This window comes from Sphingobacterium spiritivorum, assembly GCF_016725325.1.
Classification (GTDB): Bacteria; Bacteroidota; Bacteroidia; order Sphingobacteriales; family Sphingobacteriaceae; genus Sphingobacterium.
Window position 1 is genome coordinate 4,847,364 of sequence record NZ_CP068083.1, and the last position, 12,598, is coordinate 4,859,961.

At 41.2% G+C, this 12,598-nt stretch carries 6 protein-coding genes; 1 reads left to right on the forward strand and 5 read right to left on the reverse strand.

Translation table 11 applies throughout. The annotated features are described in order from the left end of the window. The first annotated feature begins 116 nt into the window (after nt 1-116). Nucleotides 117-1,973 carry a M60 family metallopeptidase gene (locus tag I6J02_RS20380; RefSeq protein WP_236582199.1) on the forward strand — a complete coding sequence of 619 codons (1,857 nt, stop codon included), beginning with the start codon at nt 117-119 and terminating at the stop codon, nt 1,971-1,973. Between the two features lie 126 nt (nt 1,974-2,099). Here the strand turns inward: I6J02_RS20380 and I6J02_RS20385 are convergent, their stop codons facing one another. The 5 genes from I6J02_RS20385 to I6J02_RS20405 form a co-directional block, all read right to left on the reverse strand. Then, nucleotides 2,100-3,932: a RagB/SusD family nutrient uptake outer membrane protein gene (locus I6J02_RS20385; protein WP_201679595.1), complete on the reverse strand. Its 1,833-nt coding sequence runs from the start codon at nt 3,930-3,932 to the stop codon at nt 2,100-2,102. Between the two features lie 27 nt (nt 3,933-3,959). Continuing rightward, a complete protein-coding gene (locus I6J02_RS20390; protein ID WP_201679596.1) occupies nt 3,960-7,418 on the reverse strand; it encodes a SusC/RagA family TonB-linked outer membrane protein in 3,459 nt (1,152 codons plus the stop codon). 143 nt (nt 7,419-7,561) lie between these two features. Next, complete coding sequence (locus tag I6J02_RS20395; RefSeq protein ID WP_201679597.1) at nt 7,562-8,725, reverse strand: FecR family protein; 1,164 nt, start codon at nt 8,723-8,725, stop codon at nt 7,562-7,564. A 61-nt stretch (nt 8,726-8,786) separates the two neighbouring features. After that, nucleotides 8,787-9,314 (reverse strand): RNA polymerase sigma-70 factor, encoded by a 528-nt coding sequence (locus I6J02_RS20400; RefSeq protein ID WP_201679598.1) that lies wholly within the window; start codon nt 9,312-9,314, stop codon nt 8,787-8,789. A gap of 239 nt (nt 9,315-9,553) precedes the next feature. Next, nucleotides 9,554-11,938, reverse strand: coding sequence for a TonB-dependent siderophore receptor (locus I6J02_RS20405; RefSeq protein ID WP_201679599.1), 2,385 nt, complete (start codon nt 11,936-11,938; stop codon nt 9,554-9,556). Nucleotides 11,939-12,598 lie beyond the last annotated feature (660 nt).

Consider the following 12,598-nt stretch of genomic DNA (forward strand, 5'->3'; position numbering starts at 1 on the left):
TATAACGTTTTCGTTTACTACGCAAACGTTTGTGCTTCTGTTGATACTAACATTTTAGTTAGATTTAGGTTAACTAACAAAATATAAATCATTTACAAACCTGTAAACTCATGATTATGAAAAATGTAAAGACACTCAGTTTGTCACTCTCCCTGTGCCTTCTGAGTCTGACATCCTGCAGCAAAAATTTTGGTCCTGAATCTAAAAAGGCAGATCTGGCTCCTGGATTATCAAATGTTGCGCTGGCCAGTTCAGCCACGTATTTTAGTAATATTAAATACGAAAGTACCAGCAAATTTACGATCCGTCAATCTATGGAATATGTCACAGATGGCAACCGGCTTCGTACTGCATTATCCTACAGCGACTTTGATCCCACAGGATTAAAACCGATAGCGAGTACCGCTCTGCAGGTAAAGGTAACTTTTCACGGAAGCAGTACTGTCAAACCGGTATTGATCGTCGGTACTCCTGAGCTGGATACGGAACAGACTTATGCATTAGATGCAGGTCTCAATACGCTGAATCCTACGCTTATAAAAAACATGTATCTGCAATATGTTTCTGCCACTCCCAATACCAATGACAGTGTAACAGTAGAGTTTATAAGCGGCTATGCACAGGTACCTTTGTTCAAGCTTGGCCAGACGACAGCTGCTGAATGGTCGGATCAACTGACAACCTATAGCGATGCGGAATATGTCACCCTTATCGGACAAAAAAACTATATTCTTCTTACACGCAGCCGCTATAACAACTATAGCAGTACAGATCCGAATACAGTGCTTTCTGCTGTAGATCTGATTATAAGTCGTGAAAATGAAATAAGCGGACTGGATAATAGCAGTGCTCTGCATAGAGAACCTGATGGAAAGGTATGTATAATTGAAAAAAACAGCGGCTACATGGATGCTACCCACAAAGGGTTGGTAAGACTGACAGGTACTGCTGCATGGGATAAAGTCTTCAAAGCGAAAAACATTGTTAGCGGCTCTACAGTAGATCAATGGGGGCTATGGCATGAAATAGGTCATTTGCACCAGTTATGGCCGATCACACCTTATGCGGTACTGGGCGAGGCTGCACCTAACATTTACGCTTCCTACACTAAAAAATATTACGAACCGACATACCGCTATGTCTCCGGAACAAACTGGACAAATGCAAAAGTCTATCTTGCTCAGCCTGATGCTTCAAAGAATCTGACCGCAGCGGAGAACTATACCAAACTGATGCTGTTTGAACAACTGATGCTGGCATTTGGTGAAGACTTCATGAAGAATTTGCATAAGATGGTGCGTGAAGAAATTGGTATTACCTACCCCCTTCCTAACAGAACGACGACTAACGTGGATGAAAGACTGGGAGCTCTGGCTTTCTATGCCTCAAAGACATCCGGCAAAAATCTGACTAATTTCTTTCAGAAATGGGGATTTAATCTTTCTCCAGCCCGGATAGGCCTTATCTCTGCCTTAAACCTTCCTGAACCGGCAACCGATGTAAGTCTTATCAACTCAGATGATGCTTTAATAGAAGGAGCCTATTATTCTTTGAATTCCAAATTAAATCAAAACACTGTTTTAACAGTCAAAAACGGTGCTACTGCTAACGGAACAGTAATAGAATTAATGGATAATGCCACTCTTAATAATTCCAAACTATGGTTGGTTCGTAAGGCAAATGCCACGGAATATAACTTCAAAAGCAAATTGGACACCAGTAAAGTAATGGCTGTAGCTGCAGCCGGTACAGCTAACGGAACACAAGTGCGTATCTGGACATTTGACAACGGACCTGCACAGCGCTGGACAGCCAATAACAGAGGTACGTCGACCTTTTCATTTACGCCTGCCTGTGCACCTTCTTCCAGACTGGATGTCAATGGAGGTGGCACAGCCAATGGGACAAAGATACAGATATGGGCAACCAGCAGCACCGACAAACAGGATTTTGTCCCTGTTATCCGCTTTTGAGGAATCAGAGGAATGGCTGGAGTGCGTAGGTACAGATTTTTAATGAACATTTATAAACAAAAAAAGGGTGTGGAAATCCACACCCTTTAGCCTACTATATAAACTCAACAAATCCAATCACTTCTCTTAATAACCTGGATTCTGCACTAATAATCTGCTTTTTTGTATTTCGGTCAGCGGAATCGGATAAAAATACATTGCTTTGGAAAACAATCTGGTTTCGATCGGAACACGTTTATAGAAACCGCTTAATGTCGGAGCTTCCATATTCATTCCGTAAACCTGTCCACCCTGCTTATACCCCTCCGTTTCAGCCAGCATCCATCGACGCACATCAAAGTAACGCTGTCCTTCAGTAGCAAGCTCTACTCTGCGCTCTCTGCGGATTGCTTCTCTTAGTTTCTCCTGTTGCCCCAGAATACCGGGATTGATATCCTTTAGCAAAGGTATACCTGCACGGGAACGCACGCGATCTATGTATTCCACGATATCCGGATGAGTTGGGTCTACTTCATTCAGGATTTCAGCATACAGCAAGTACAGGTCGGCCAGTCTGTAGATAATCCCCGGTCTGTACTCGCTTTTCGGATTACTGCCCTGATCATATACTTTCTTGCTTAGTCTTTTGTAAAGAATTGTTCCGGCTTTAGGGTAAATCTTTGTGAGCGAATTGTCTGAGTTGCCTCCCTTCTGGAAAGTAATAACTTCATTGCCGACATGCCAGTTGCGGGTATTGTAGAATACTGTCTGATAAAAACGTGGTTCTCTGTTGACATACATATTATATGTCCCTACTTTGGTACGGCCGGAAGGGTCATCCCCGGCTTTGGAAAACCCCTCCTCTACATATTTCGGTGATTCTTCAATACTTTTACCATCGATCATAAAGAAATCATCCACCAATTCCTGCAAGACAGAAAGATATCCTGTCGTGGTACCGCCTCCGCGGGCACCTCTTGGCACTGAATAGCCATCCACTCCTGCGCGTGGTACAGATCCCCAGGATACATCCGAACGTACAAATATGGTCTCTTTGTTATACGTCATAAATAACTCGTACAGACTTCTGTCCGGATTGTATTTGCCGGCATCATATACTTTGTAGAGTTCATACACACCCGAATTGGCATAATCAATAAACTCTTTAGCTGCAGCAAGCGCTTTGTTCCATTTTTCTTTAGAATATGCAGGAAACAATTTCTTACCATCTTTATTGCTGAGATTCAAGGCTTCCTGATATCCGCCATTGTACAGCGGACTTGCAGCATAGGTCAGTAAGACGGTACGCAATGCACGTGCTGTTCCCTTTGTAGGTACAGCCAGATTTTGCTGATCATTCAGATTGGGATCTTTGAGATCAGCAATGCATTCTATCAATTCTTTATCGATAAAATCTACAACCTCGTCTACCGAATTCCGGGCATAGTCAATATCTTTCTGAGAAGGATCTGCTATTGTATTCATAACCGGGACAGGTCCGTAAAGTTCAAAAAGCAAAAAATGATAATATGCTCTCAGGAAACGGGCCTGTGCCTTTAATTCATTTACCTCTTGTTGCGCAAGGAAATCGGCGTCTCCCTTATTCGGGATTTCCTTTACATTTTCCAGAAAAACATTTGCCTGCCTGATCTGCTGATAGAGTGACCATCGTCCTAAGGTAGTCGAACCGGCATTGTACAGAAACGTATTATCATCGGTCCCGTCAGAGGTCTTATCAATTTCGTCAGACATCTGCGGCCAGGGCAGATTCAATCCTGTGAGCCCGCGGGCATAGTCAGCAGTATTAGGTATTCCCGTATAAATGTTTCTATGAAATTTGCGCACATTAACAGGATTGGAAAATATCTTTTCCATATCCATTTCTTCAGCCAATTCATCCGAAACATTAAGATACTTCTCGCAAGACGTGAAGACCAACGTCAGGCTGATGCACATAAATAGTTTTAATAATGTTTTCATATCGTCAATAATGAATGTAGTAATTAATTAAAGGGTGATTTCCAGTCCGAATGTCCATGTGCGGGGTAGCGGATACTTAGTACCTGCCGCACTGTTACCCAGTTCAGGATCATACATTTTCACTTTATCCCATACATACAGGTTCTGTCCCATAATATACAATCGGGTATTTCTGAACTTCAGGCGTTCAATAAGAGATTTGGGTAACGTATAACCGATCTCCACATTTTTCAATCTTAAAAATGAAGCATCCCTTACCCACCATGTCGTAGCAGTGTTGGTATTTCCAAGGTTCTCAACGCGAACACGCGGAAAAAATACATTACCTGAAGGATTCTGTTCGGTCCAGCGACTTTCGAGTATTTCCTGTCTGACATTACTTTCCGTCAGTCCCCATTGGAAAGGCAGAAAAGCATTCCCCTGGTTATTAAGATTGGTTGATACATTATTGGCACCCTGGAAAAATACACTGGCATAGATTCCTTTATATTGCAGATTCAGTCCGAATCCATAGATAATTTCAGGAACTATTGGATTGGCGACATCCTGTGAGCGGTCAAATTCGTTTACAATTCCATCCCCATTCAGATCTTTGAACTTAAGATCTCCGGGTAACGGACTAGGCATCGTTGTAGCGGTAGCAATACCTTCTTTAAGGCTATATTGTTTTTTACCATCTGTACCCAGCGTTACATTAAAATCGGCTTCTCTGTAAAGTCCATCTGAGATCCACATGCCGTTCAAAGCATTGATACGTGTTCCTGTCGTATTCATCCACGGATGCAACTGTGGTATCTCATCCATTTCTACTATTTTGTTGCGTGCAAATGTAAAATTGCCAAGTGCACCGATCTTAAACTCTCCGAATGTATGGTTGATATTCATCCCCCCTTCAATCCCTTTGTTGGTCACCACACCAAAATTCTGGAAAGGGGCTTGTCTGAATCCCGCCACACCGGATATCGTGCGGCGCTGCATCAGGATATTACTTCTTCTGTTATCAAAATAGTCAACCTGTAAGGTAATGGAGTTATTGAAAAAGCCTAGATCAATACCGTAATTTCTTTTAATCTCAATTTCCCAGGAAAGTGAAGGCGAAGCAAACCGTCCTTCTACTATACCATTTATTTTATTCAGGGTACCTGTACTTCCTATTCCCCAGCTATACCCGTTGTCGGCTGCATCAGCGAATGTTGGGCGATACAGGAATCGCGCACCTCCGGTATCATCGTTTCCGGTTTTACCAATGGATGCTCTTACCTTCAGGTTATTGATCACCTCCTTTAATTCATTTCCGTAAAAAGGCTCATTAGAAATATTGTATGCAATACCTACAGCCGGAAAAAATCCATAACGATATCCTTCAGCAAATTTTTCCGATCCTGTAATACCGAAATTGGCTTCTATAGCATAGCGGTTATCAAAGGTGTAGACCCCTCTTCCTATATATGCTTGTTTACGTACAGCAAGAGCATCCGAATTAGACTGCTGCTCTTTCTGGTATGTCAATAGCATTCCGTTTACCTGATGTTTATTCCCAAACAGACGGTCATAATTAATGGCAGCTTCCATATAGATTTTTTTCAACCCGGAGCTGCTTTCCTGAGGTTCTCCTATAGTCGTCTCGTTACTGATCTGTTTAAAGATCAATTTGCCAGTATCATCCCGACCGGTTGCATAGAATGTCTTCGGCGCTTTGTAGCGTGACATATTAAAGAAGCCCTCTGAATCATAACTGATTGTTCCTCTAACCTTTAAACCTTCTGTCAGGAAGTCCAGCTTTTGGTTCAGGTCTACTCTGGACTGGATAAACGAACGCCATTCTTTGCGGTACCCATATTCCATGAGCTGGTTGTAAGGATTCACTTTATTAGCATCCTGTGCCGGATGCCCGGCAAGTGTTCCGTCCGAATATTTTGCAGGAAACAGGTAAGGCGGGATTCTGGAAAAGCGTTCAAAAATATTTGTTGCCGAATTATAAGGATAGTTCCCTTGTAAATACTGTCCACTGAGATCGACTCGTAAAGAAGTTGTTTTCGTCACATCCAGATCTATATTTGAACGAAGATTGTATCTCTTGATACCGGCATTGTTGTTATAATCATTGGAGACTTTGTACAGTCCGCTTTCACCGAAATAAGCACCGGACACAAAGAATTTCATACGGTCTCCTCCCCCTCTGAAGCTCAGCGTATGTCTCGTATTATTAGTATTTTCTTTCATGAGAATATCCCACCACTGACTATTTGGATACAGATCCGGATCTTCTCCTGATCTGTATTTAGCAATCAGTTCATCCGAAAACATAGCCGCTTTACCCTCGTTCATAAGCCCCTCATTGTAGATACTCAGGTAATCTGCCGAACTCGCAAATTTGGGAATACGTGTAGGTCTAAGCGTGGTGTATTCTCCCCGGTAGGCAATAGTTGTTTTCTGCGCAATCCCCCTTTTGGAAGTAATTAACACGACACCATTTGCACCTTCAGCACCATAAACGGCTGTTGCCGCAGCATCTTTAAGTAATGTGAACGTTTCGATTTCATCCGGTTCTATATCATTCATAGTACGCGGTATACCGTCCACCAGTATAAGCGGACTCGTCCCACCGGAGAAAGAGCTGGTACCCCTTATCCAGAATTCTGAATTGTCATAGCCCGGCTCTCCGGATCTTTGGACGGCAATAAGTCCCGGCAGCTTTCCGGCCAGACTGTTACTCAGACTCCGGTTTGAACCTTTCAGCTCTTCCCCTTTCACGGTTGCGACAGAACTAACCAGACTTTGTTTCTTTTGTGTTCCGAAACCGATAACCACCACTTCATCCAGTTGGGCATCATCCTTTTCAAGAAATATATCAAACGCCGTCTGCTTATTGATCTGTATTTCCTGCCGCTTATATCCGATCATACTGATAGTCAATACTGCATCCGGGGGAACCATCAGAATAAACCGGCCATTGACATCTGTGGACGTGGCAATTGTAGGTTTGTTTTTGACTTGTATAGATACTCCCTGAATGATACCGGTGGAATCCCGTACAATTCCGCTGATTGGAATAGTCTCCTGTCGTCGGGGTTTATCGCTCTTTTTGATGGCGATATTATTCTTTACGATTTTATAGGTAAATCCATTGTCCTTTGCCAGTATGGATAGTAACTGATCCAGCGGCATGCCAATAGCATTTACATTAATCCGGCCTATTTCTTCTACTTCTTTGCGGTCATAGAAGAATACATAATTAGAGCTTTTCTCGATTTTGTCAAAAACTACTTTTAAGGAGACCTTGCGTTCGTGTAAAGTAAATTTTTGCGCAAATACGGTGGCTTTACTCTGTCCTATTGCTATACATGCAAATAGTACGAATAGTTTGAGTTTCATAATTACTATACGATATTGATAGATGTAATGTCCTGTTCGCTCCATCGCGGGCACGAGATAAGAGCAGTCTTTTCTATGCCCTAATCCTTTGGGCAATTGATTAATTTTCATTAGTTTTGGTTAGGTTAAGTGAATACATAGCACACCCATTTAGATGTATTTGGTACATGGATCTATCGGGCATTGTTTTTACTTGAATAAGAGGGTTGTTAGTAGCAACCCTTTTTTTGGTTTTAAAATTTCTATCTCATACTTTAATTTATAATTAGGTTTTTGATTGTATTTCTGTTTTCTATCTCACATTTGATTCCGGTAAAGTTGAGCTGTCCCACCAGTTCATTTAGCGTCATATTTCTTTTCATTTTACCGGCCCAGTTTCTATTTTCATTTGGATTCGTGAATATCACTTTCACATTGTACCAGCGTTCTACCTGTTTCATAACATCAACCAGACTATTTGATTCCGTAAAATCAAAATATCCGTTTTTCCAGGCGATATAAGGAGAAGGATCAACTTTCATTTTTTTGAACTGCTCTCCGGCTACAGTCTGCTCCCCCGGTTTCATATACAGTTTTTGGTTAGTTTTGCGATTAGCGATTTCTACAGATCCCTCTACCAGCGTGGTTCTGCTGTTTTTTTCATTTTCATAATCTGTCATATTGAATGAAGTACCCAGCACTTTTACTTCCTGCCGTCTGCTTTTAATAATAAAGGGTTTGTCCTTATCTTTAGCGACTTCAAAATATGCTTCTCCATCCATCTCCACCAGTCTCCTGTCTTTCTCAAAGGCTAGCGGAAATTTTAATCTGGAAGCAGCATTCATCCAAACCCTGGTTCCATCAGATAGCGTAAGTTTGTAAGTCGCTCCTGCAGGTACGACAAGCGTCTGATATAATCCGGCTGCTTCTTTGATTTTATCGGTATTTCCGAAGGATATCATCCCCTTATCTATGTTGATATTAGCATCCAGCTGTTGTTTTACTTCTTTTTGAGCATTCTCAGGTGTTTCCAGATCTATTGTCCCGCCATTTGCAAGTACCAGATAAGCTTTATCTGCCGCCGGATATACAACCGTATCTGCCAACTCTTTTTTTGCCGTCAAAGGTTGTTGGTCTATTTTTGGAGAGCTAAGGAATAACAGTCCGGTGGCCGTTATTAAAACGACCGCAGCCGCTACGGCTGGCCAAAGCCAGCGTTTCGTACTTCTCTTTTTCTGAAGAGATTCAGTACTGACAAATTGTTGCTGCAATTTTGTCCATGATTCCTGCTTCATATCAGAAAGACGATCCTCAGGAATAGGCAGATCATGCTGACTTATCTGTTTCAGGTAAGAATTAAGCAACTGTTGCTCTTCATCAGTCGCTTCTCCATTGAGACATTTACGTATAAGCTCTTCGATTTGCGTTGGGTTCATCATTCTTTATTTGTTATAAAGAGTGAAAAAACTAAAGGAGGTAGTAGAAGAAAATGTATTTTTTTTAAAGTTTTTTCTTTAAAACTTTTAACACATTGTTTATCTGCTTCTTAACCGTGTTTTCTGAGATATCTAACTTCGCAGCGATCTCTTTCTGACTTAACTCTTCCTCTCGGCTTAACAGAAAAACCTCTTTCATCTTTGCAGGAAAGGTTTGAATCTGTCCCTGTATATGTTGGTTTGTTTCGGAAGCATATATATGTTCCAAAGCACTGTGCTGTATCTGATTTTGAAGGTGAATGGCAATATCTTCTGCAAGACGTTTGATTTCCGTTTGTTTTTTGAGTAATGCCAGTGCATTATTTCTACAGATCATAAAGAGGTAATTATCCAGATTTTCGATAGTCTCCCAGCGTTCTCTTATCTTCCATATTGCCAAAAAAGAATCCTGCACGATATCCTGCGCTTCTGCTTCTTCGCCGACTATATTGTAACAGAAATGTAACAACTTCTGCCACTGCCGGTCATGCAGCTTACGCATTACAAATGCCTCCTCCTTTTGACGAAAATCTATTAATTGACTATCTGCCATATCATTTCACAACTTAAAATTCTCTCTGGTCGATGGTCTTAAAATTGGTGTTTACTGTTCTTCCAACCAATTTAGATAATAAATTTTAATATCAATGGTGTTAGTTAATAATTTTCATGATTTGTACGCTGATTGCGTTGCAGATCAATGCCTTTTCTTTCATTACAAATAGCGACGGAGCCTTACCTTTCTGGCAAAGCTCCGTCAATTAGTGTGGATTAGCGTATTAAAAAAACTTGTTAAAATTTGTAGCTCATGGTCAATCTGTAATTTCGGGGAGCATCTGCCTGCCAGGAATATACAGGAGTTGTAAAGTAATTCGTATAATAAGCTCCTCCGGCCAGAAGATATTTGTCCAGCAGGTTGTTTACATTGAGGCGTACGGAAAATGATTTGTGTCTATACCCCAGACCTCCGTCAAAGCGCAGGTAGTCTTCCAGATTATAGTCCGGATTATCATTCGAGTAAAATCCTGTAGCACGATCGCTGTTGCTGGACATACCGGCATTCAAACTCAATCCTTTTAATTTTCCACTTATCAATTCATAGTCCAGCCACACATTTGCAATATGCTTGTCTGCTCCGTCAAGTCGCTGTCCTACAAAAAACTGATTTCCCACGCCTTCATTAAGTTTGGTAATCTCTCCGTCCGTATAGGCATAATTGGCAATTACATTCAGTCCTTTAGCAATTTCACCCTTAATATCCAGTTCTATTCCTTTAACTTTTTTCTGTCCGATTTCCATACTCATCTCCGGGCGCGGACCGTAAGAAGCGATTTCATGGTTTTTCACTATCTGATACACTGCAAGGGTAGTATTCCACTTCCCTCCAAACCAATCTCTTTTTATACCCAGCTCCATATTATTGCCGGTTATCGGTTTTACTTCAGAGCCGTCAAACAGTATTCCATTCTGTGGCAGGAAAGCCTGATCGTATAGTCCGTATACAGAGGTAAGCTTGTCAATGGAATAGGATAATCCCAGTCTTGGAGTTACTTTGGTACTTTTCACAGGCTTGCCCCCCCAGTTTGCAACGGACATAGTTGTCAAACGACCTGCCAATGTAAGACGCAAGGCATCTTCAAAGAAACCAAGTTCGTCCTGTATATACACAGAGGAGTATTTCGTGGCCATAGCACCACCTCCCGTTGCCGAACGCTGACGCACCGGAAGACTTCTGTCGAAAGGTTTAAAACCAAAATCAGGGGTATAATCCGGATTTTGAGGATCAAATTCTCCACCGTTCAGAGAGTCCAGTACCTGAGATTGATTCCAGTCTGCGTCATATTTTTTATCTCCCACGTCAAGACCAGCCAGTATACGATGCTGTATGCTACCGGTACGAACCTGTCCGTTCAGAAAAATCTGTCCCATAGCCATCTCACTCTGTGCATCCCAAATATCTGACTTACGGATCACTTTGCCATCCGCTGTGATATCTTTCGGCCAGCTGCTCGCTCCTATCTGATTGTAATTAAAATAGGCACCCTGTCCTGTCAGTTTCCAGTCCTTAGCTAGTTGATGTTCTATAGTCAGGAAAGCACTATGTTCATCCACATTAAACGGTTCCAGTCCGGGCATCGAAAAAGTAAAATCACGAGGCAGAGACTTATAACCAAATGGAGACATGACATACGCTGATCCCACATCGGTCATTTTAGCTTTTTGGTAGGTATATTCAAAAGTCAGTTTGGTATCGTCATTCAGTTCATAAGATAATACAGGTGCGATCACAAACCGTTTGTTGTTTTCATTGGGTCTGAATGAAGACTTTCTATCCGCTGCCACATTCATTCTCATCAGCAATTTGCCATCTTTACTCAACCTGCCATTCAGATCGAGAGTAGAGCGTAAAGCTTCAAAACTTCCTGCGGAGAATGTTACCTCTCCCTTATTTTCTGCTGTCGGTTTTTTTGTAACCACATTATATATCCCGGCCGGATCACCACTGGACATCATAAAGCCAGCGGGACCTTTCACAAATTCAATACGTTCGACTGTAGACATATCTTCCGATAAAGGACTCCAGAATGAGCTCACTACATTCATTCCATTGCGAAAGGCCTGTATCTGTGATCCGCGCATATGAATATTGACATACATATCATTCCAGTGGCTCTGTCTGCTTACACCACTGACATTGCGTATTGCACCGTCCGCCAGATTAAAAATCTGTTGTTTGGAAAGGACAGAAGAACTGATCACCTGCACACTTTGTGGTAGTTCCAGAAGAGGAGTCTGCACCCGAAGACTGGAAGAAGGTTGCTCCTCTACAAGTCCTTTCAGGCCTTCTACGAGTACTTCATCAAGTTGTCGCTTGGTATCTGCCAGTATAAAATCAACGACTTTGCTCTCTCCTTCTGATACTTCCGCTTCGATGGTTTTAGAAGTCAGACCAATATGTCGGGCTGTAATCTTGTAATTGCCAGGCTTCAGGTTATTGAATTCATAAATGCCCTGTTCCGAAACTTTGGACGCTTTTCCTCCATTCAGCAGGACAACAACATTTTCAGCGATATGTCCGTCACTGGTTTTGACTGTACCTGTGATGCGGGAAGTCTGGGCATAACTGAAACTCATTATAGAGCATAGTGCTAAAAAGATAGCAATTTTTGTTTTCATTAGTGATATTAAGTTAAGTATGATGTAGATAATGATATTCCACTATCATTATTTAGACCAAATATAAATAAAGAATCACGATTCACAAATATTTTTATAAATACTGTAAAAACAACCTGTATTGCCTGAAAACAGCCTTTTTAAACTGAATTACAACGTCGCTGAGCGTCATAAAAATCCCTTATTCTGTGCGCATTATTGCATATTTTGCCTGCTATTTGTGAATTATTTTGAAAAAAAATAAAAATAAATTTGCACTTAGTGTTATAAATACACTATATTTGTATCATCATAATTTAGGTTTATAATTGGTTATAAAGGTTTTCACTCTCCCCGTTTGAAAACCTTTTTTTATTTCCCCTATTTTGGTTCTGAGGAGTTGCTAAGGAAGTAGTCTAACTTATATCTGTCAATGAAGGCCTTCTGGTCTGGTACAGAGTTTTATTCTCCGCTATTGTCCCTTGGACGATCCTAATACTATTCAGGGTTTCCAGACATAACACTTTCAATACTGTTTAGATAATATCTGTAGGAATATTTAAATTCAGCTATATACAATAGTCATAAATAGTAAACAAGCACGCCATCATTCTCTTTTTTAATTTTTTTTCAAAATTTAAAAACCAATTAATATCTGTAAAAAAATTTCGAACAAAACAG